Source organism: Sphingobium sp. TomTYG46, assembly GCF_055396345.1.
Map to the genome: position 1 here is coordinate 471,183 of NZ_AP027325.1, position 19,499 is coordinate 490,681.

18 protein-coding genes and 3 riboswitches are annotated in these 19,499 nt (G+C 63.9%); of the genes, 5 read left to right on the plus strand and 13 right to left on the minus strand.

The genetic code is table 11. The features are described from left to right. Window positions 1-46: 46 nt before the first annotated feature. The 12 genes from ACZ5YV_RS15385 to ACZ5YV_RS15440 all read right to left on the minus strand — a co-directional run bounded on the left by ACZ5YV_RS15385 (window position 47) and on the right by ACZ5YV_RS15440 (window position 10,484). Window positions 47-826: an enoyl-CoA hydratase-related protein gene (locus ACZ5YV_RS15385; RefSeq protein ID WP_464789263.1), complete on the minus strand. Its 780-nt coding sequence runs from the start codon at window positions 824-826 to the stop codon at window positions 47-49. Beyond that, entirely contained in the window at window positions 816-1,886 is a 1,071-nt protein-coding gene (locus ACZ5YV_RS15390; RefSeq protein WP_464789264.1) for an enoyl-CoA hydratase/isomerase family protein, read from the minus strand. Before ACZ5YV_RS15390 ends, ACZ5YV_RS15385 begins: the two co-directional genes overlap by 11 nt. 338 nt (window positions 1,887-2,224) lie before the next feature. Continuing rightward, complete coding sequence (locus ACZ5YV_RS15395) at window positions 2,225-3,619, minus strand: NAD(P)(+) transhydrogenase (Re/Si-specific) subunit beta (protein WP_464789265.1); 1,395 nt, start codon at window positions 3,617-3,619, stop codon at window positions 2,225-2,227. Between the two features lie 3 nt (window positions 3,620-3,622). Next, the gene (locus ACZ5YV_RS15400) at window positions 3,623-3,913 is read right to left on the minus strand and encodes an NAD(P) transhydrogenase subunit alpha part 2 (RefSeq protein WP_196227069.1); all 291 of its coding nucleotides are present in this window, start codon (window positions 3,911-3,913) and stop codon (window positions 3,623-3,625) included. Between the two features lie 277 nt (window positions 3,914-4,190). Next, entirely contained in the window at window positions 4,191-4,721 is a 531-nt protein-coding gene (gene cobU, locus ACZ5YV_RS15405) for a bifunctional adenosylcobinamide kinase/adenosylcobinamide-phosphate guanylyltransferase (RefSeq protein ID WP_464789266.1), read from the minus strand. Further along, window positions 4,718-5,680 carry an adenosylcobinamide-phosphate synthase CbiB gene (cbiB, locus tag ACZ5YV_RS15410; RefSeq protein WP_464789267.1) on the minus strand — a complete coding sequence of 321 codons (963 nt, stop codon included), beginning with the start codon at window positions 5,678-5,680 and terminating at the stop codon, window positions 4,718-4,720. The genes cobU and cbiB overlap by 4 nt, the downstream gene beginning before the upstream one ends. Further along, window positions 5,643-6,617 carry a threonine-phosphate decarboxylase gene (locus ACZ5YV_RS15415; RefSeq protein WP_464789268.1) on the minus strand — a complete coding sequence of 325 codons (975 nt, stop codon included), beginning with the start codon at window positions 6,615-6,617 and terminating at the stop codon, window positions 5,643-5,645. The genes cbiB and ACZ5YV_RS15415 overlap by 38 nt, the downstream gene beginning before the upstream one ends. Then, window positions 6,614-7,324: an adenosylcobinamide-GDP ribazoletransferase gene (locus ACZ5YV_RS15420; RefSeq protein WP_464789269.1), complete on the minus strand. Its 711-nt coding sequence runs from the start codon at window positions 7,322-7,324 to the stop codon at window positions 6,614-6,616. The genes ACZ5YV_RS15415 and ACZ5YV_RS15420 overlap by 4 nt, the downstream gene beginning before the upstream one ends. Next, window positions 7,321-7,887: a histidine phosphatase family protein gene (locus ACZ5YV_RS15425; RefSeq protein ID WP_464789270.1), complete on the minus strand. Its 567-nt coding sequence runs from the start codon at window positions 7,885-7,887 to the stop codon at window positions 7,321-7,323. Before ACZ5YV_RS15425 ends, ACZ5YV_RS15420 begins: the two co-directional genes overlap by 4 nt. Continuing rightward, window positions 7,884-8,900, minus strand: a complete 1,017-nt coding sequence (cobT, locus tag ACZ5YV_RS15430; RefSeq protein WP_464789271.1) for a nicotinate-nucleotide--dimethylbenzimidazole phosphoribosyltransferase — start codon at window positions 8,898-8,900, stop codon at window positions 7,884-7,886. Before cobT ends, ACZ5YV_RS15425 begins: the two co-directional genes overlap by 4 nt. Further along, window positions 8,897-9,304 carry a DUF1636 domain-containing protein gene (locus tag ACZ5YV_RS15435; protein ID WP_464789272.1) on the minus strand — a complete coding sequence of 136 codons (408 nt, stop codon included), beginning with the start codon at window positions 9,302-9,304 and terminating at the stop codon, window positions 8,897-8,899. The genes cobT and ACZ5YV_RS15435 overlap by 4 nt, the downstream gene beginning before the upstream one ends. Window positions 9,305-9,464: 160 nt before the next feature. Further along, window positions 9,465-9,654, minus strand: a riboswitch (cobalamin riboswitch). Window positions 9,655-9,701: 47 nt separating this feature from the next. Further along, the gene (locus ACZ5YV_RS15440) at window positions 9,702-10,484 is read right to left on the minus strand and encodes a formate dehydrogenase accessory sulfurtransferase FdhD (protein ID WP_464789273.1); all 783 of its coding nucleotides are present in this window, start codon (window positions 10,482-10,484) and stop codon (window positions 9,702-9,704) included. Between the two features lie 146 nt (window positions 10,485-10,630). Further along, a riboswitch (cobalamin riboswitch) is annotated at window positions 10,631-10,875 on the plus strand. Window positions 10,876-11,047: 172 nt separating this feature from the next. Here ACZ5YV_RS15440 and ACZ5YV_RS15445 point away from each other — a divergent pair. The 5 genes from ACZ5YV_RS15445 to bluB are packed head-to-tail and all read left to right on the plus strand — an operon-like array spanning window position 11,048 to window position 18,068. Next, window positions 11,048-12,097 carry a HoxN/HupN/NixA family nickel/cobalt transporter gene (locus tag ACZ5YV_RS15445; protein WP_464789274.1) on the plus strand — a complete coding sequence of 350 codons (1,050 nt, stop codon included), beginning with the start codon at window positions 11,048-11,050 and terminating at the stop codon, window positions 12,095-12,097. After that, entirely contained in the window at window positions 12,094-13,134 is a 1,041-nt protein-coding gene (cobW, locus tag ACZ5YV_RS15450) for a cobalamin biosynthesis protein CobW (RefSeq protein ID WP_464789275.1), read from the plus strand. The genes ACZ5YV_RS15445 and cobW overlap by 4 nt, the downstream gene beginning before the upstream one ends. Next, complete coding sequence (gene cobN, locus ACZ5YV_RS15455) at window positions 13,134-16,826, plus strand: cobaltochelatase subunit CobN (protein ID WP_464789276.1); 3,693 nt, start codon at window positions 13,134-13,136, stop codon at window positions 16,824-16,826. Before cobW ends, cobN begins: the two co-directional genes overlap by 1 nt. Continuing rightward, window positions 16,823-17,428, plus strand: coding sequence for a cob(I)yrinic acid a,c-diamide adenosyltransferase (cobO, locus tag ACZ5YV_RS15460; RefSeq protein ID WP_464789277.1), 606 nt, complete (start codon window positions 16,823-16,825; stop codon window positions 17,426-17,428). Before cobN ends, cobO begins: the two co-directional genes overlap by 4 nt. Window position 17,429: 1 nt before the next feature. Next, on the plus strand, window positions 17,430-18,068 hold the full coding sequence (gene bluB / locus ACZ5YV_RS15465; protein ID WP_464789278.1) for a 5,6-dimethylbenzimidazole synthase: 639 nt from the start codon (window positions 17,430-17,432) through the stop codon (window positions 18,066-18,068). A 117-nt stretch (window positions 18,069-18,185) separates the two neighbouring features. Here bluB and ACZ5YV_RS15470 read toward each other — a convergent pair whose 3' ends face one another. Then, window positions 18,186-19,049 carry an alpha/beta fold hydrolase gene (locus ACZ5YV_RS15470; protein WP_464789279.1) on the minus strand — a complete coding sequence of 288 codons (864 nt, stop codon included), beginning with the start codon at window positions 19,047-19,049 and terminating at the stop codon, window positions 18,186-18,188. Window positions 19,050-19,175: 126 nt separating this feature from the next. Continuing rightward, window positions 19,176-19,403, plus strand: a riboswitch (cobalamin riboswitch). Window positions 19,404-19,499 lie beyond the last annotated feature (96 nt).

Consider the following 19,499-nt stretch of genomic DNA (forward strand, 5'->3'; position numbering starts at 1 on the left):
GAGCCAGGGAATTCTCCAACAGACAAGCCAGCGACTGATCGCCTGATCAGCGACCGCGCCACGCCCCTGCGCGCTTCTCCACAAAAGCGCTCATGCCTTCTGCTCTGTCCTCGGTAGCGGTAAGAATCTGGAAAAGACGCCGTTCGGTCAGTATGCCTTGAGCCAGCCCCGTTTCAAAGGCGATGCTCACCATCTCCTTGTTCACCATTGCGGCCATTGGCGGCATCGACGCGATGGCGGCGGCGGTTTTGAACGCCTCTTCCAGTAGCTGCGCGGCAGGCACGATGCGACTTACCAATCCGGAACGCTCCGCTTCGGCGGCATCCATCATGCGGCCTGTCAGGCACATCTCCATCGCCTTTGCCTTGCCAACGGCACGGGTCAGGCGCTGAGAACCGCCCATGCCAGGCGCGACGCCCAACTTGATTTCGGGCTGGCCGAATTTTGCCGTATCGCCTGCGATGATGAAGTCCGCCATCATCGCCAATTCGCAACCGCCGCCTAGCGCAAAGCCCTGCACCGCTGCGATCCACGGCTTGCGTGTCGCCACCACGCCAGTTTGCCAGCCAGAAAAGAAATCCTCCAGGAAGAAGTCCGCCGCCTGCTTCTCCACCATCTCCTTGATGTCGGCACCCGCGGCAAAAGCCTTCTCACCGCTTCCGGTCAGCACCGCGCACCGTTGTGCCGGATCGGCATCATAGGCTGCGAATGCAGAGCTAAGATCCTTGAGTACCTGGCTATTGAGTGCATTGAGCGCTTGCGGCCGGTTGAGCGTGATTAGTGTGACGGCGTCGCGCTGTTCGACGATGATGGTTTCATAGGTCATGAGAGATTTCCGTTTGAGGCAGAGGGGTCCATTCCTTGTCCTGCGGCAAAGGCGCGAAGAGACTATCTATCAACCTGTCATCGACCTCCTCCGGCGTGGCCGGGGACCATTGCGGAGCGTTATCCTTGTCAAAGATCACCGCGCGCACGCCCTCGACGAAATCGGGACGGCGAATGATGTGGCAGGCCAGGCGATATTCGTTCCGCATATTGTCCGCAAAGTCGGTGAAGGCAGCGCCTTCCACCAATTGACGCAGGGCGACCTTGACCGCTTGCGGCGATTTGGTTGCGAGCACCGCGAACTGCTTGTCCGCCCAATCCGACCCGTCCGCCTGGAGGGCAGCAAGGATATCCTCGAAGGCGTCGCTCGCGAACAGGCGATCGATCCTGTCCCGCTGCGCCATCAACCGGGATTCCGGAGCGAGTTCATTTGCTTGATCGAGGATGGTTGAAACTTGAGAGGGATGCGTAAGGATTTCAGCCTTGAGCGCATCCAGCCTGTCAGATCCGACATAATGGGTCGCAATCCCGATCGCGACGCAATCCGCACCATCCAGACGTGCTCCAGTCGCGGCAAGCCATGTGCCGATCCGTCCCGGCAACCGAGGCAGAAACCAGCCTCCACCCACATCGGGGAAAAGGCCGATCCCGGTTTCAGGCATGGCAAAGGTCGTACGCTCCGTCGCGACACGATATCGGCAAGGCAGTGACAGACCGACGCCGCCGCCCATCACAATCCCATCAATGAAGGCAACGATGGGTTTGTCGTAGACGAACAACAGATGGTTCATTCGATATTCGACGCGGAAGAAATGCTCGGCCGCTGCGCAGTCCATTTTTGCGCTATTGGCGATAAGCGCGATGTCACCTCCGGCACAGAATCCGCGCCCTTCGGCATGGTCGATCATGACCATGAGCACCGCCGGATCGTCGCGCCATTCCAGCAGCGCCTGATTGATCGCCTCGCACATCTCCGGGGTCAGCGCGTGGATAGCCTTGGGACGGTTCAGCCGGATGCGGCCCACGCCATTTTCGACCGAGAGAATCAACTGGTCAGTCATATCATTTCCCTGCACGCGCGGAGCGTCTCCGATAATGATCCCGCGCGTGATCTGGCTGTGCTTCCAGGACCGATATTCCAAAGAGCACAGCATTACCGTCCAATCGCCATGGATCTGTGCTGTCCATGCGCGGGCGCGATTGTGCAATCAACATCTCATATTCGCAAATTAGGTCTGCATTTTTGCAGCAATTGGCACGATCAACATCGACGATGCATCACTCGACTGAGCAGCCGCCTGGCGCAATGCTTCTCCTACAAGCTGCGAGCGAACCTATATGAAAAAAGCCCGCTGCTTGGGGGCAGCGGGCTTCTGTGTCTTGGTGCTGTGCGGGCGGCTCAGTGCAAGCCCGAGCCACCTCCTGCCAGTTCCTTGGCGATGGAGCCGACCATGTCCTTGGCGTCGCCGAACAGCATCTGGGTGTTGCTGTTATAATAGATCGGGTTGTCGATCCCGGCAAAGCCCGCGTTCATGCTGCGCTTGATCACGAACACAGACTTGGCGCGGTCCGCCTCGATGATCGGCATGCCCGCGATCGCGCTTTGCGGATCGTCGCGTGCCGACGGGTTCACCGTGTCGTTCGCGCCGATGATCACCGCCACGTCCGCCTGCGGCAGTTCGGGGTTGATGTCATCCAGGTCGACCAGCTGCTCATAGGGGACGTTCGCTTCTGCCAGCAGCACGTTCATGTGACCGGGCATGCGGCCCGCCACAGGGTGGATCGCGAACTTGACGTCCACGCCCTTCTTCGTGAGCGCTTGATAGAGTTCGCTGACCTTGTGCTGCGCCTGCGCGACCGCCATGCCATAGCCCGGGATGATGACCACGCTGCTCGCATTCTCCAGCTGCATCGCGGCTTCCTCGGCAGAGGCGGAGCGCACCACCCGGTCGTCCTTGCCGCCCGCCACGCCCGCGACCACCTTGCCGAAGCCGCCGAACATCACATTGGCAAAGCTGCGGTTCATCGCCTTGCACATCACCAGCGCCAGGATGAAGCCCGAAGCGCCATCGAGCGCCCCCGCGACGATCAGCAGCTTGTTGCCGAGCGCAAAGCCCATCGCGCTTGCGGCAAGACCCGCATAGCTGTTCAGAAGCGCGATGACGGTCGGCATGTCCGCGCCGCCGATCGGGATCACCAGCAATATGCCGAACAGCAGCGCCAGGCCCGCGAAGGCCGGGAACAGCCAGGTCTGCGTCGGGTCAAGCGCCAGCGTCACGCCGATCGCCACCGTCGCCAGCGCCACCGCGCCATTGACGATGCGCTGGCCGGGGAAGGACACCGGACGGCTGCCCAGCAGTTCCTGAAGCTTGGCAAAGGCGACGACCGATGCCGTGCAGGTCAGGAAACCCAGCAGCATCTCGAACATCAGCGCCCACAGGATGAAGCCGCCCGCATATTCCGCATGGGCATGCTTGTAATATTCCGCCGCGCCGATCAGGCCAACCGCGAGCGCGCCAAAGGCGTGGGAGATGGCGGTTCGCTGCGGAATGGCCGTCATCGGCATCAGCAGCGCCATCGGAATGCCCGCCGCCGCGCCTGCGATCATCGCGATGATGATCAGGTTGTAATCCACCACCTCATGCTGGACCAGCGCGCCGATGATGGCGATCACCATCCCGATCTCACCCGCGCGCACGCCGCGACGGGCGGTCGAGGGATGGCTCATCCACATCAGCGACAGGATGAACAAAGCGGACGCGACAATCGCCGCGAAGGGTACGAAAGCGTCCATCTGTTACTTCCCCCGCGGCTTGAACATCTTGAGCATGCGATCGGTGATCATGAAACCGCTCACAAGGTTCACCGTCGCGCAGAACACCGCGATGAAGCCCAGGGTCTTGGCCAGAGGCGTCGCCCCCGCCTCACCCGTGATCGTGATCGCCCCCACAATCACAACCGCCGCGATCGCATTGGTCAGCGACATCAAAGGCGAGTGCAAAAGCGGCGATACCTTCTTGATCAGCTGAAAACCCAAAAAAGCCGCCAATATGAAGACGAACAGATAATCTGCATTGAAAGCGTTCACTGAATTATCCCCTGTCCAGAAACCGCGATCTGATCACCCTGGCGGTCTTCCAATTTCGCCCAGGTTTGGAACATATTGCCCCTGCCATGATCGCTGGCTCCTATAAAATCCCTCCACGCACTATTAAACATGCCATATTGATCCAGTAGATCGCAGGCAAGCCGGTCAGAGGCATTTATCACATAGGCGATTCGCGCAACGAATTTATTCGACCTCTACGATAAGTAGGCCTGATAGCATCCGCGATTTTCAAAATGGCTTGCAGCCGCGGCCTTCTTCATCCGCTTTGCTTGAGCATCAGGGGCAGACCAGCGGCGACAAATACCACCCTGTCGCAAGCGGCGGCCACATGCTGATTAAGCAGGCCCGCTTCGTCTCTGAAACGGCGGGCAAGTGCATTTTCCGGGACGATGGAGAGGCCGACTTCATTGGCGACCAGCACGATGGGAACCGTGCAGCCGGTGATGGCGGCGATCAGTTCTCCGCTCCACCGGGCAATGTCTTCGCCAGCCAGCAGCAGGTTGGACAGCCAAAGGGTAAGACAATCGACTAGGATCGGGCCAGATGGCGGGCGCGCGTGGGCATTCCGGATCGCGGCGGGCAGATCAATTGGGGCTTCGACCGTTCGCCAGCGCGCGTCGCGGCGGGCGCGATGCGCAGCGATCCGTTCGTGCATTTCAGCGTCGTACACCTCGGCCGTCGCGATGTAGGTCATGATGCCCGGCAGGGCTTCGCACTGCGCTTCGGCATGGCGGCTCTTGCCCGAACGGGCGCCGCCTAGCACGAGCAGCTTCTGGAAAGCGGTCATCGGCCGATCCCTGCGATCAGCGCCGTCGCGAGCCAAAGGAGCGCGCAGGCGCGAACATAGAGCGCCAACGCGGCGCGAGCTGCGGCGGGCGTAGCTTCGTCCCCTTCCCCGCCGATCCATGGCTTGGCATGATATTGGCCTTCATAGGCGACCGGCCCGGCAAGGCGGATGTCCAGCGCGCCCGCCATCGCCGCCTCCGGCCAGCCTGCATTGGGCGATGCGTGACGGCCATGGTCGCGCCAGAGAATGCGCCAGCCGCCCATGCCCCCGACACAGATCAGGACGCCGGACAAGCGCGCGGGGATCAGGTTCAGCAAGTCATCAAAGCGAGCTGCGGCCCAGCCGAAAGCCGTAAACGGCTCCTCCCGGTGGCCGATCAGGCTGTCGGCGGTGTTGACCGCCTTATAGGCCCAGATGCCGGGCAGGCCACCGACGAGCAGCCAGAAGAGCGGCGCAACGACCCCGTCGCAGAAGCTTTCGGCGAGGCTTTCTATTGTGGCGCGGGCGACGCCTGCCTCATCGAGGGTGGCGGTATCGCGTCCGACGATCTGGCTGACGGCGCGGCGGGCGGCGAAGAGATTGCCTGCTTCTAGAGCCTGAACGACGGGCAGGACATGGTCGAACAGACTGCGCTGCGCAAGTGCTGGCCAAGCGGCGAGCGCGAGACCGATCCAGGCCCAGGAGCCGAGGAAGTGGCGAATAAGCTGTTCTGCGGCCCAGCCTGCTGCGATGGCGGTCGCGAGGAGGAGGAGCAGCGTGATGATACCGCCGAGACGGCGGCGCGTGGTGCCGAAATGGCGCCGGTTCAAACGGCCCTCGCAAGCGGTGATGATCCGGGCGAAGGCTCCGACCGGGTGGCCGATACGGGCGTGCAGCCGGGCTGGCCAGCCTAGCACCGCATCGATGATCATAGCGGTCAGCTCAACCAAGCGCTTCGTCCAGCCGGGACATGACGGCATCATCGGCGGGCAGACCGAAGCGAAGCCAATGAGGGTAATCTTCGAACGGGCGAGTGAGAATGGCGTGGCGCGCGAGGCGGTCGAACAGCGGGGCAGCATTCGGCGTGTCGACCAGGCGGAATAGGGGGCAATCGCCCCGCGGGATGAACCCGTGGCGGATAAGTAGCGCATCGAGGCTGGCGGCGCGGGTAGAAAGGGTCGCGATCGTCTCATCAATCCAGCGCTGGTCGCGATAGGCAGCGCGGCCAAAGTCGATCGCGGCGGCGGATAAAGGCCAGTCTCCCAGCAGCCTGCGGCAGGCGGCGATGATGGGGGATGGGGCGAGGAGGAAGCCCAATCGCACACCCGCGAGCCCGAAGAATTTGCCGAAGGAACGGAAGATGAGTAGGCGGCGGTGATCCGCGACTTCGGCCGCCATGCTGGCACCGGACATGCAGTCGGCAAAGGCTTCATCGACGATCAGCCAGCCACCTCCCCTTTCCTGTTGAGCCAGAAGCTGCTGCATTTGCGCCCGCATATAGAGGCGGCCGTCGGGATTGTTGGGATTGGCGAGCAGGAGGGCGGTGCCGGGTGGTGCGTCTTCCGGTTGCTGCAACGGGCGCGAGTTTGGGGAAGCCTGCGCATGGGTGCGGTAGGACGGCAGGATATGGCAGGCGGGCGTATCGATCAGATGGCCAAGCAGGCGCAGGCCGGTTTCGCTGCCCGGCAGTGCGCAGATGTGATCGGGGGACACGCCAAAATGAGCAGCGGCGGCCTGTTCGAGATCGGCAAGTGCTGCGGGATCTGGGAGGGATTGCCAGTCCGGGGTGATCGTGGCGGTGCCGGGCCAGGCGAGCGGGTTTATGCCGGTAGAGAGATCGATCCAGGGAAGGCGCGTCTCATAACGTTGACGCGCGGCCGACAGACGACCGCCATGCCAGTGGAAGATGTCACTCATCGTGCCAGCACCAGTGCAGCTAGCAGGCCGCTTTCGATAAGTTCGATCCCGGCGCCATGGCCATCTCCCGAAATGCCGCCGATCCGGCTGCGCAGCCACCATCCCCAAAGCGGGACGAGGATAGCGGCGGACAGGAGGGCGGGAATGATCAGGCAGAGGGCTAGGGCCAGCAGCGTCCAACCTAGCAGATGCATCGGACTGATGCTTGCACGGAAGCGGCTGGCCAGGCCCTCATGGAGCGGCGGGAGCCAGAGGGTCCATGCCAGTGGGCCGATCCGGGCGACGAAGGGCACGGCGATGATGGCAATCGGCGCGACATGGTCCGCGCAAAGGCGCAGCAGGACGAGCTTCGCCAGCAGTTGCAGGACGATCGCGACGACGCCGAAACTGCCGATATGCGGGTCGGCAAGAACGGCGGACAGCTTTGCCCGGTCGCCATGCGCTGCCCCTGCCCCGTCAGCAATGTCGCCAAGGCCGTCGAGATGCAGCGCTCCGGTGATGGCGACCCAGGCGATGAGGCCAAGCAAGGCGGCCATCCAGGGATCGGCAAGCAGGCCGATCGTCATGGCGGCAGCGGCGGCGAGGCCCACGACGATGCCAGTCGCAGGGAACCATCGGATCGCGGCGGCGAAGTCCTTCTCCTCCGCGCGCACTTGCGGGAGCGGCAGGCGGGTCATGAGTTGAAGCGCGAGGATGAGGCGGGTCATGTTACAAGCCCGGTGATCTGCGCGCTGGGATTGTCCCCCGGCCAGATACGCAGGCTAAGTAGGGCGCCATAGGGAAGGTCGATTGCCCAGGCTTGCTGGTAAGTGAAGCCACACAGGGTAGTCAGCGCGCCACGTATCGCACCGGCATGGGTAAGGACCAGCGAGGGCCGGTCGATTTCGCCAAGTGCCGCCTTTACGCGCAGGCAAAGGCCGGACCAGCTTTCCCCTCCTGGCGGAGGATTATCGTCCGGGAATGACCAGAAACGACCAATTTCCTCGGCAGGGAGAGTTGCGGGATCGGCGCCCTCCCACGCGCCGAAATGCAGTTCGCGCCAGCGCGCGTCGATGTCGTGCGGCACCTGCCGGGCGGTTGCGATCAGGGCGGCGGGGGTGCGGGCGCGTGTCAGGTCGGAGCTGATCAGGCGGTCGAACGCAAGCGTGCGGGATCGTTCAACGCAAAGCTGCATCGCGGCCGGGTCTGGCGGCATGTCCATGTGACCGAGCAGGAGGCCGGGCGTCTGTGGCGCCGCGTGGCGCATCAGGTGGAGCGTGAGAGGGCTCATAGCGCGTTAGCCACCGCCGCTTCGGCGAAGGTTGCCATCTGGTCATGCGCGGCGAGGGCGGAGCGGATGAGTTGCGCCGCGACCGCCGCGCCGCTGCCTTCGCCGAGGCGCATGTCGAGATGAAGCAGGGGGTTCAGGCTGAGCTTTTCGAGCAGCCGGGCATGGCCTGCTTCGGCGGAGCAGTGGGCGGCGAGGCAGTGGGCCGTAATGGCGGGATTGTCGCGCGCCAGAGGGGCGATGGCCGCGCCGCAGATGAAGCCGTCGAGCAGCACCGGCACGCGCATCAGGCGCGCGGCGAGGATGGCGCCTGCCATCGCTGCAATCTCTCGCCCGCCGATGCGGCGCAGCGTTTCGAACGCGTCGGCGCAATGGGGGGCGTGCAGGGCGTGCGCGATCTGGACGGCGTGCGTCTTGCCGACGAGGGCGGCTGCGTCGATGCCGGTGCCCCTCCCCGTCCAGTCCTGCGCCTCGCCGCCAAAGGATTGAAGGCACAGCGCGGCGGCGGGGGTGGTGTTGGCGATGCCCATCTCTCCGGTGAAGAGCAGCTCGCAATCTTGCACGACGGTGGCGGCGCCCGCGTTCAGGGCATCAAGGCACTCCGCCTCCGTCATCGCGGGGGCTTCGCATATGTCGGCAGTGGGTTTATCGAGGGCGAGCGGGACAATAACCAGTTCGGCTCCGCAGGCGCCCGCAAGCGCGTTGATCGCCGCGCCGCCTGTCTGGAAGTTCGCGACCATCTGCGCCGTGACGGACGCCGGAAAGGCGCTGACGCCGCGCGCGGCGACACCATGATTGCCCGCGAAAATGGCGGCGCGGATGCGATCCGCGCGCGGGCGTTCGCGACCCTGCCAGCCTGCCATGAAGAGGGCGATATCCTCCAGTCGGCCGAGCGATCCGACGGGCTTTGTCAAAGATGCCTGCCGCGCCGCTGCCGTTTCGATCGCCGCCGCATGAGGTTCGGGGAGATTAGCGAGCGCGGCCTGAAAATCAGCGCGATCCTGAAAGTGGATCATGTGCAGACGAAGCCTTCAGGCGGCGTGCGGACGACGAAATGGCCCTTCACCCCCTGCGGCCATTCGGCGTAGCGAACGACGCCTTCTTCGCTGGCGGCGTGGCGCAGGGCGTAGTCGAGGATCGCGCGGGCGGCCTCTGCGTCCGGGGTGAAGTCGCCCAGAACATAGCCGACTTTGCCGGGACCACGCACATGGACGGTGCAATGACGCTGGCAGGCGAAGAGGCAGGGCATGTCCTGCACGGCAACCGCATCATAAGCAGGCTCGGCCGTCTGAAGATCGCGCATGGCCTCAACCAGCAGCGCGCCGCCGCGTTGCCCTGCCCCATCTTCCCGCTGGTCAGCGGACAGGCGGCAGGTCGAGCAGACCACCACCGAAGCTCTGTTTTCGACCGCGCACAGCATCAGCGGCCCGCTTCCATAACCATATCAACATGAAAGACCGTCATCATGGTCCTCCCCGCAAAATCGAACCGCAAACGGCCCTGCCCGGCCGTATGGCGAGCAAGGCGGTGGCTGTCGTCCGCGAGGGGAACCCCGTTCGTCCGGCACACCCTGTCCGGTCGAAGAACGACTGCGTCAGGCAGGTCTCCTGGCTCACGGGTCACTGCGTCCCGGCCGCCTTCTCGGGGGAAATCTTCCCCCAATGGCTGCGTGGCCGGTCCACTCACCGCTTACAGTTGCAGGGGCAGCGCGGGTGTTGCACCCGACTTCCCTTTTGATCCCCAAGGGGAACCTGTCGCGGGGCTGCTGATAAAGAGGCGGCGGCGCGTCCGCAAGCGGTAGATGGAGCGGCGCTTCGTCAGTCGGGCAAGTCGCCCGCCGCGAGTACGGCATCGGGCCGGGCAAGCACGACTATCGGCAATCCGGAGCTGGCCGCGCGCTCGGCGGCCAAACGGGTCGGGGCGGAGATGGTGACGAGTAACGGGCAATTGGCGAGCGCAGCCTTTTCCACCAACTCAAAGGAACAACGGGAGGACAGCAGCGCGAAGCCCCCATCCCAGGACAGTTGCTGCCGCCGCATGGCCCCGATCAGCTTGTCGAAAGCGTTGTGGCGGCCCGCATCCTCATAAGCGAGTCGGATCGTGCCGTCAGCGCCCGCCAGTGCGGCAGCGTGGACGGCGCCGGTTCGCCTGTTGAGCGGCTGATGCGCGGAAAGATCACCCAGCGCATGGAAGATCGCGTCAGGCTTTGCATCGCAGCGGGCGGTGATGGCAGGCAGCGGACGCATCGCCTGTTCAAGATTTTCAACACCGCACAGGCCGCAGGAAGAGTCCGATACGCGATGGCGGACCCGGCCGAGCAGCCCCTCCGCACGATCGGGCGGCAGCGTGGCGCGGGCTACAAGGCCCTGATCGGTCGCATGCACATCGACGTCCAGCGGCGGGTCGGAGGGCAGGATCAGCCGCTCGGCAAGGGCGAACCCCTGCACCAGTTCCGCGATATCCGCGGGGGTTGCCATCAGCACGGCATAGCCGATGCCGTTGAATTCGATGGCGACGGGAACCTCCTCCGCCAGTTCGCGCGTAACCGGCGATGTGTCGCCATCGGGCGCGATCCGGGTGAAGGAGAAAAGCGAAGACATGCGTCCGGTCTAGGCGGAGAGGACAGGCGCGGCAATATGGCGCGGAGGGCTGCGGCCATGTCAGTCCGGTGCGTATTTCCCCGCGGCCGGTGTCATTTCAATTTCATCGCCTTGCCCGCTTCCCTTTGGCGGCCAAGCCATCTATGCACGGCATCGATCGCGCCGGTGCCCGGAAGGGCTTCAAAGGGAATGCGGTGCGGGCTTCTGTAGACGGAGCCCAAATCCGCGGCTGTCCCTGCAACTGTAAGCGGTGAGCGAGATGCATAGCGACCTTCCGGTACGACCGGGGGTCAGCCACTGGGCCGGACGCTAAATCATGCGAGGCCTGGGAAGGCCGTGTGTCGAGCGATGACCCGCAAGCCAGGAGACCTGCCAGCGTCTGGTCGCTCTTGCTTTGGCCCAGGGGATGGCCGGGGCACGGTATTCCGTCTGAGCGACGCGTGCGGCGGGGCCGCACCGGCATGCGTGCCGGGCGCTATATGGTGTCCGTCCGGCGTATCATGTCGGCCGCTTGGCGGAGGTCCCGTTCAGGTTCGCTGACGCCGACGGGAGCCATGTCTAAAATGGCGATACAATTTCCGGCGCTTCGCCGCCGTGCCACTGTCATGTTCGCGGTTTTGATCGCCTGCAATATCGGCCTGTGGCTCTTTGCCCTGCTGATCTTTGCGGGCAACACGATGATGCTGGGCACCGCCCTGCTCGCCTGGAGCCTGGGGCTGCGCCATGCGGTCGATGCCGATCATATCGCGGCGATCGACAATGTGACCCGCAAGCTGATGCAGGAAGGGCAGCGGCCGCTGACCGTGGGCCTGTGGTTTGCGATCGGACATAGCGCGATCGTGCTGATCGCCGCCGTGCTGATCGCCGTCGCCGCCAATGCGCTGAGCAGGGTCGAGGCGGCGGGCGAGATCGGGGGCACGATCGCCACGGTCATCTCTGCCACATTCCTGTTCGCCATCGCGGCGATGAACCTGATGATCCTGCGATCGGTCCTGAAGACCTTCAACCATGTTCGCAATGGCGGCACCTATGTCGATGAGGACATGGACATATTGCTGGGAAACCGGGGGCTGCTTGCGCGCCTGTTCCGGCCGCTCTTCCGGCTGGTCACGCGAAGCTGGCACATGGCGCCGCTGGGCTTCCTGTTCGGCCTCGGCTTCGACACGGCGACGGAGGTCGCGATCCTCGGCCTGTCGGCGGGTCAGGCGGCGAGCGGCCTTTCGATCGCGACGGTGCTCATCTTCCCCCTGCTCTTTGCCGCAGGCATGGCGCTGATCGACACGGCGGACGGGGCGCTGATGATGGGCGCCTATCAGTGGGCGTTCGTGAAGCCAATCCGCAAGCTCTACTACAACATCACCATCACGCTGGTGTCCGCGCTGGTCGCGATCGTCATCGGCGGCATCGAGGCGGCGGCGTTGCTGGGCGACAAGCTGGGGCTGACCGGCGGCGTCTGGTCGGTCGCGGCCGATCTGGGTGAGCATTTCAACAGCCTCGGCTTCTTCATCGTCGGCCTGTTCGCGGCCTGCTGGCTGGTGAGCTGGATCATCTACCGCTGGAAGCGCTTCGACGAGATCGACGTGCTCCTCCCCAATCAAGGACAAACAATATGAGCAAGGTTCCCGCCACGGTCATCACCGGATTCCTGGGCGCCGGAAAGACGACACTGATCCGCCACCTGATCGAAAATGCGGGCGGGCGGCGGCTGGCGCTCATCATCAACGAATTTGGCGATGTCGGCGTCGATGGATCGCTGGTGAAGGGCTGCGGGGATGAGACGTGCCCCGATGAAGACATTATCGAGCTGGCCAATGGCTGCATCTGCTGCACCGTGGCGGACGATTTCCTGCCGACGATGCAGCGGCTGCTGGACCGCGACGTGCCGCCCGATCATATCATCATCGAGACATCGGGGCTGGCGCTGCCCAAGCCGCTGGTGAAGGCGTTCCAGTGGCCCGATATCAGGACCCGCGCGACCGTGGACGGGGTGATCGCCCTGATCGATGCGGACGCTCTGGCGGCGGGGCGCTTCGCCCACGACGAGGCAGCGTTGGCCGCTGCCCGTGCGGCCGACCCCACGCTGGATCATGACAGCCCGATCGAGGAACTGTTCGAGGATCAGATTGCCTGCGCCGACCTGGTACTGCTGAACAAGAGCGATCTGGTCGAGCCGGACAGGCTGGCGGAACTGGAGCAGCAACTGGCCGGGGAAGTGCGGCCGGGCGTGCGCATCGTCCGCACCGCGCGGGGGGAGATCGACCCGGCCATCCTGCTGGGTCTCGACGCGGGCGTCGAGGAGCAAATCGACGCACGTCCTTCCCATCATGACGATGAGGGGGATCATGATCATGAGGATTTCGACAGCTTCGTCGTGGAACTGGGGGAGCTGGGCAATCCCGCACCCCTGCTGAGTGCGCTGGAGGAGGTCATAGCCGATCATGACATCTTGCGGGTGAAGGGCTTTGTTGCCATTGCGGGCCGTCCGGCGCGGCTCGTCATTCAGGCTGTGGGACCGCGCATCCAGCAACATTATGACCGGCACTGGCAGGCAGGTGAGGCGCGTAGCTCGCGACTGGTGGTGATCGGTCAGGCGGGGATCGATCGACTGGCGATCGAACAGGTGCTGATGGGCCAGATGGCGGTCGCCTGATGCATTTGCTGACCGCCACGCCCGGCACTGTCTCCAATGGAGAGGAAGCGATCGACCTTGGCCAGACGCCGGGCGACATCGTGCTGCTGACCGTGGCGGACAGCGACCTTGCCTGCTTCGCCAGCGCAGCGGCGATGCTGGGGGATGGCGCGCCATCCATCCGGCTGGCAAACCTTCTCCAGCTGAAGCATCCCTATTCGGTCGATCTCTATGTCGAGAAGGTGATTTCTCACGCGAAGTTCGTGTGCGTGGTGTTGCTGGGCGGCAAGAGCTATTGGCCCTATGGCATTGAGGAAATTGCCAATATTGCGCGCGACAAGGGCATCGCGTTTGCCGCGATAGCGGACGGGCGGGAGGATGATCCGGAACTGCGCGCCGCCTCCACCCTGCCGCCGGACATGTGCGATCGGCTGCGCGATTATCTCCGGCAGGGCGGCATTGCCAATGCCACGGCATTTCTGAAGACCGCCGCCCGGATCGCAGGACTGGAGGCAGGAGCGCCCGACGCGCCGGTGCCGGTCGCCGACGCGGGGCTGTACCTGCCCGGCGTCGAACGGCCGACGCTGGAACAGGTTAGGGCTGGCTGGATATCGGGGCAGCCGACAGTGCTGTTCCTCTTCTATCGCGCCTTGCTGATCGCGGGCACTCTGGAAGCGGTGGACGCGATGGTGGCCGGGTTGCGAGCTGAAGGGCTCAATGTCCTGCCGGTCTATGTCCGGGCGCTGCGGGAGCCCTTTGCTCGAGACTTTCTGGATGGGGTGATTGGGGCGGTTCAGCCCGACGTCATCCTGAACGCCACGGCCTTTGCCGCGTCCGCGCCGGGCGAACCGCGTACGCCGTCCATATTGGAGAAGGCCGACTGCCCCGTGCTCCAGACGCTGTTCGCCAGCGCGGAACAGGCCGCGTGGCAGGACAGCGCGCGGGGGCTGGGTCCGCGCGACCTGGCGATGCATATCGCCTTGCCCGAAGTGGACGGACGCCTGTTCACCCGGGCGGTCGCGTTCAAGGCCGCCGCCCGATTTGATGCGAGGACGCAATGCAGCATCGTCGTGCCGCAGCTTCTGGCCAACCGTGTCCGCTTTGTCTCTCAACTGGCTGCGAACTGGGCAAAATTAAGCCGAGCGCCTGTGGAAGATCGCCATGTCGCGCTGGTCCTTGCCAATTACCCGAACAGGGATGGACGGATTGGCAACGGCGTGGGGCTCGACACGCCGGAAAGCGCTGCGGCGATCCTGCGCGCGCTAGCGGAGGCTGGTTATGCGACGGGCGACGCGCCGACCGATGGCGCGGCGCTGATGCGGCATATGACCGGGAGTGATGCGACATGCTCGCTCCCGTTGGCGGAGTATCGAGCGGCGTTCGATGGTTTTCCGGAGGGCGTCCGAAAGGCCGTCACTGAACGGTGGGGCAAGCCAGAGGACGATCCATTCTGCCGCGAAGGAGCTTTCCGCCTGCGGGTGCATCGTTTCGGCCATGTCGCCGTCGCGGTGCAGCCCTCTCGCGGCTATGATGTCGATCCCAAGAGCAGCTATCATGACCCGGCGTTGCCGCCGCCGCATGCCTATCTGGCCTTTCATATCTGGCTGGCGCAGGAATTTGGCGTCCATGCGGTGGTGCATGTGGGGAAGCATGGCAATCTGGAGTGGCTGCCCGGCAAGGCCATCGCGCTATCGGAAAACTGCTTCCCGGAAATCTGCGCCGGGCCGATACCGCAAATCTACCCCTTCATCGTCAATGATCCGGGGGAAGGCACGCAAGCCAAGCGACGGATCGGCGCGTGCATCATCGACCATCTGACGCCGCCGCTGACACGTGCCGAGACCTATGGCCCGTTGAAGGAACTGGAGGCGCTGGTCGATGAATATTATCTGGCGGCGGGGATGGACCCGCGCAGGCTGGAAACGCTGCGCCGGGACATATTGGCGCTGGCGGCGTCTCAAGGGCTGGACAAGGATGCGGGCGCGCAGGGCAGCGGAGACGATGCCTTGGCAGCGATCGACAACTATCTGTGCGAATTGAAAGAAATGCAGATTCGGGACGGATTGCATATCTTTACCCGCTCGCCCGAAGGTGCGCTGCGCCGGGACTTGCTGATCTCCCTCGCCCGCTGCCCCAGGGGTCTGGACGAGGATCAGCAATCGCTGCTGCGGGCTCTGGCGGACGATCTGGAGTTGGGCTTCGATCCGCTGGATTGCGGCATGGGCGCTTCATGGGAAGGCGCGCGACCGGAGGTGCTGGGCAGCGTGGCGGACGATGCGTGGCGCAGCGTGGGGGACACGGTCGAGCGGCTGGAACTCTACGCCATCCAGCTGATCGACTATGGCAAAGAAGCGCCGGGACCGCATAGCGCGGCGGTTCTGGGGGCTGTGAGGAAACAGCTTGCGCCTCGCGTGGATGCCTGCGGCGACGCGGAAAAGGCGGGGCTGCTCCGCGCACTCGATGGCAAGTTCGTGCTGCCCGGCCCTTCCGGCGCGCCCACGCGCGGGCGTCCCGATGTGTTGCCGACCGGGCGGAATTTCTATTCGGTCGATACGCGCGCGGTGCCGACCGTGGCCGCCTGGAATCTGGGCCAGCGGTCGGCCGACCTCATCGTGCAGGACTATCTCCAGCGCGAAGGCGATTATCCCCGCGCCATGGCCCTTTCCGCATGGGGCACGGCGAACATGCGCACGGGTGGGGACGACATCGCGCAGGCATTGGCCCTGATGGGCGTGCGGCCCCGGTGGGACTGGGCATCGGGGCGGGTCGTCGGATTTGAGGTGATGAAGATCGCCGAGTTGAACCGACCGCGCGTGGACGTGACGCTGCGCGTGTCGGGCTTTTTCCGCGACGCCTTTCCCGAACAGATCGACCTGATCGACAGCGCCGCGCGCGCCGTGATGGCGCTGGATGAACCCGATGAAGACAATCCCGCTGCGGCGAGGCAGCGGGCGGAGGCGGCTGCGCTGATTGCGGAGGGGACGTCTGAAAAGGCGGCGCTGCGTCGCGCCGGGGCTCGCGTTTTTGGATCGAAGCCGGGTGCATATGGTGCGGGTTTGCAGGCGATGATCGACGAGCGGTTGTGGCATGATCGATCGGACCTTGCGAACATCTATCTCGATTGGGGCGGCTATGCCTATGGTGGCGGGGTCGAGGGCGACGCGGAACGAGACCTTTTCAGCCAGCGCCTGAGCGATGCCGACGCCCTGATCCAGAATCAGGACAATCGCGAGCATGACCTGCTCGACAGCGACGATTATTACCAGTTCGAGGGCGGGATCGCAGCGGCGGTCGAGCATCTCTCCGGCCGCAAGCCGCTCAGCTATCATAATGACCATAGCCGACCCGAGCGGCCCGTCGTCCGCACGCTGGAGGATGAGATCGGCCGGGTGGTGCGGGCGCGGGTCACCAATCCCAAATGGATCGCGGGCATGATGCGGCACGGTTACAAGGGCGCGTTCGAAATGGCCGCCTCGGTTGATTATCTCTTTGCCTTTGCCGCGACGACCCATGGCGTGAAGGATCATCATTTCGACGCCGTCCACGCCGCCTTCATCGAGGATGAGGTGGTGCGCGGCTTCATGGCGGACGCCAACCCCGCCGCGCTGCGCGAAACCGCCGCGCGCCTCCGCGAAGCGCTGGACCGGGGGCTGTGGCGGCCACGGTCGAACAGCGCGGCCATGCTCCTCGCTCAACTCAAGGAACCGACATGATCGAACGCACCCCCGAACAACATGCCGAAAAGATGAAGAAGAAGCAGGCCGCCCATGACAAGATCATGGCCACCAAGACGCAGGAAAAGGGCCTGCTGATCGTCCACACCGGCAAGGGCAAGGGCAAGACGACCGCGGCGCTGGGCATGGTCGTGCGCGCGATCGGCCATGGCAAGAAGGTCGGCGTCGTCCAGTTCGTCAAGGGCGCAATGACCACCGGAGAAAAAGTCGTGTTCGATGCGTTTCCAGACAATGTCACGTTCAAGCCCATGGGCGAAGGCTTCACCTGGAACACGCAGGACAAGACCCGCGACATCGCCCTCGCCCGTGAAGCATGGGACGAGGTAAAGCGGATGATCGCCGATCCGGCCTATGATATGGTGCTGGCAGATGAGCTTAATATCGTCCTGCGCTATGACTATCTGCCGGTGGGGGAAGTGGTCGAGGCGGTGACTGCGAGGGACGAAATGAAGCATGTGCTCATCACCGGCCGCAATGCGCCCGAAGCGCTGATCGAAGCGGCCGATCTCGTCACCGAAATGACGTTGGTCAAGCATCCCTTCCGCAGCGGCGTGAAGGCACAGGCAGGAATAGAATTCTGACATGAGTGGACCCGCCATAACCCCGATCGACAGCGCGCAGTTCGAGGCGCTGGTGCGGGCGCGGCGGGACATTCGCCATTTCAGGACCGATCCCATCGACGAGGGCGATGTCGAATGGCTGCTAAGCATGGCGCATCGCGCGCCATCGGTCGGATTATCGCAGCCATGGCGCTTTGTGCGGATCGAGACGGAGGGGCTGCGGGAGAGGCTGGCGCTTCATGTCGATGCGCAGGTGAGGGAAGCGGGCCGGGAGTATGAGGGCGATCAGGACAAGCTCTACCGTAGCCTGAAGCTGCACGGCCTCCGCGAGGCGCCAGTGTTGTTCGCAGTCTATTGCGACGATGGGACGGAGACGGGCCATCATCTGGGCGCCGCCACCATGCCCGAAGCGCGCCGCTATAGCTGCGTCATGGCGGTGCATACGCTGTGGCTGGCGGCGCGGACGCGGGGGATCGGCATGGGTTGGGTGTCGATCATGGAAGCGGAAGGCGTGGACGCGATGCTGGACGTTCCGGCCAGTTGGGAGTGTCTTGGGCTGCTCTGCCTCGGACGGCCGGAGAGCGAAGAGGATGCCCCGGAACTGGAACGACGCGGATGGGAACAGCGGACGGATTGGCATTCAGTGGTGGTGCGGCGTTAGCGCAACCCGCTCCCACCTATTCGCCGTTCGGGCTGAGCCTGTCGAAGCCCCTCACTTCTCTTCAAGGAAAGAAAAGCCCTTCGACAAGCTCAGGGCGAACGGGGTGGACGATTCTCCCTACCCCTCACCCAACAAGAACCCCAGCACCAATGTTTCAAACCGTTCCTTGCATTCGATCATCGCCCAATGGCCGCATTTGGGGAACACATGCAGTTCCGAGTTCGGGATCACCCGCATCGGGAACAACGCGCCATCGAGCGGGCTGACCTTGTCGTCGCGGCCCCAGGTGATCAGCGTGGGCGCCTGAATCTTGCCCAGATAATCGATCCTCTGCGACACGCCCGGCCCGCTCATCGACTGCGCGATGAAGCCCAGAGCCGCGCGCGTGTACATCTTGCGGCTGCTCTCCATCGTCACCGGTTCGAGCGCGGCCTTGTAGCGCATGTCGATCAGTTCGTCGGTAATGATCGATTTGTCGTAAACCATCGATTCCAGCCAGGCGATGATGTTCTCGCGCGTCGGGTCCTCGATGAAATCAACAAGTCGGGTCAGCCCTTCATTGGGAAAGGTGGAGGTGATGTTGAACCCGATCCCGCCGATGGTGATGTAGCGCTGCACCCGCTGCGGATGAGATGCCGCGAGATGACCACCGACAATGCCGCCATAGCTGTTGCCCAGCACATGTGCTCGATCGATGCCAAGGCCGTCCATCAGCGCAACCACCGCATCGCGCGCCACCGCTACCGGATCGCCATTCACAGGATCGCTTTTGCCATAGCCGGGCGCATCAACGATGATCGTGCGAAAATGCTGGGAAAAGAGCGGCAGATTGCCCTGAAAATTCGCCCAGCCCGTAACGCCGGGGCCTGATCCATGTAGCAGCAGCAGCGCGGGGCCTGATCCAGCCTCATGATAATGAAGGCGGCCATTGGCGGTTTCGAGAAAACGACTGGTCGCTTCGAAGCTGAGATCGCTCATCATCTGCTCTCCATGTTGTTATTCGCAGAAGGGACTAGCCCTGGGGCAAAGCGGGCGCAAGCAAGCCGTCGCTGCCCACTTCCCTTTCGCGCGCATCGCCCTTATGAAGCGCAGCGGATCGGGCTTGCCCGGTCCATCGATCGCGCCGGTGTCCCGCAAGGGACTTAAATGGGAACGCGGTGCGGGAGGTTTCCCTCCCTAATCCGTGGCTGTCCCTGCAACTGTGAGCGGCGAGCAAGGCATGGACCGGCCGGACCCTTAAAACAGGGACGGTCAGCCACTGGAGCGATCCGGGAAGGCCCCATGCCAACGCTATGACCCGCAAGCCAGGAGACCTGCCGGAGCAAAGGTCGCTCTTGCCATGACCCAGGGGATGGTCACGGCTCGGTTCTCCGTTTGAGCGACGAATTCGTGCGGCTACGGCCGTGCAGGCGTGCGGCCTGTCCGCTTGCC

Bases quoted from the DNA above. Each gene is read 5' to 3' on its own strand.
- ACZ5YV_RS15385 (WP_464789263.1), bottom strand. From the start codon at position 826: ATGACCTATGAAACCATCATCGTCGAACAGCGCGACGCCGTCACACTA.
- cobW (WP_464789275.1), top strand. From the start codon at position 12,094: ATGAGCAAGGTTCCCGCCACGGTCATCACCGGATTCCTGGGCGCCGGA.
- ACZ5YV_RS15435 (WP_464789272.1), bottom strand. From the start codon at position 9,304: ATGCTGTGCGCGGTCGAAAACAGAGCTTCGGTGGTGGTCTGCTCGACC.
- ACZ5YV_RS15440 (WP_464789273.1), bottom strand. From the start codon at position 10,484: ATGTCTTCGCTTTTCTCCTTCACCCGGATCGCGCCCGATGGCGACACA.
- cbiB (WP_464789267.1), bottom strand. From the start codon at position 5,680: ATGCCGTCATGTCCCGGCTGGACGAAGCGCTTGGTTGAGCTGACCGCT.
- cobU (WP_464789266.1), bottom strand. From the start codon at position 4,721: ATGACCGCTTTCCAGAAGCTGCTCGTGCTAGGCGGCGCCCGTTCGGGC.
- cobT (WP_464789271.1), bottom strand. From the start codon at position 8,900: ATGATCCACTTTCAGGATCGCGCTGATTTTCAGGCCGCGCTCGCTAAT.
- ACZ5YV_RS15415 (WP_464789268.1), bottom strand. From the start codon at position 6,617: ATGAGTGACATCTTCCACTGGCATGGCGGTCGTCTGTCGGCCGCGCGT.
- ACZ5YV_RS15420 (WP_464789269.1), bottom strand. From the start codon at position 7,324: ATGACCCGCCTCATCCTCGCGCTTCAACTCATGACCCGCCTGCCGCTC.
- ACZ5YV_RS15390 (WP_464789264.1), bottom strand. From the start codon at position 1,886: ATGACTGACCAGTTGATTCTCTCGGTCGAAAATGGCGTGGGCCGCATC.
- ACZ5YV_RS15470 (WP_464789279.1), bottom strand. From the start codon at position 19,049: ATGATGAGCGATCTCAGCTTCGAAGCGACCAGTCGTTTTCTCGAAACC.
- bluB (WP_464789278.1), top strand. From the start codon at position 17,430: ATGAGTGGACCCGCCATAACCCCGATCGACAGCGCGCAGTTCGAGGCG.
- ACZ5YV_RS15395 (WP_464789265.1), bottom strand. From the start codon at position 3,619: ATGGACGCTTTCGTACCCTTCGCGGCGATTGTCGCGTCCGCTTTGTTC.
- ACZ5YV_RS15445 (WP_464789274.1), top strand. From the start codon at position 11,048: ATGGCGATACAATTTCCGGCGCTTCGCCGCCGTGCCACTGTCATGTTC.
- cobO (WP_464789277.1), top strand. From the start codon at position 16,823: ATGATCGAACGCACCCCCGAACAACATGCCGAAAAGATGAAGAAGAAG.
- ACZ5YV_RS15425 (WP_464789270.1), bottom strand. From the start codon at position 7,887: ATGAGCCCTCTCACGCTCCACCTGATGCGCCACGCGGCGCCACAGACG.
- cobN (WP_464789276.1), top strand. From the start codon at position 13,134: ATGCATTTGCTGACCGCCACGCCCGGCACTGTCTCCAATGGAGAGGAA.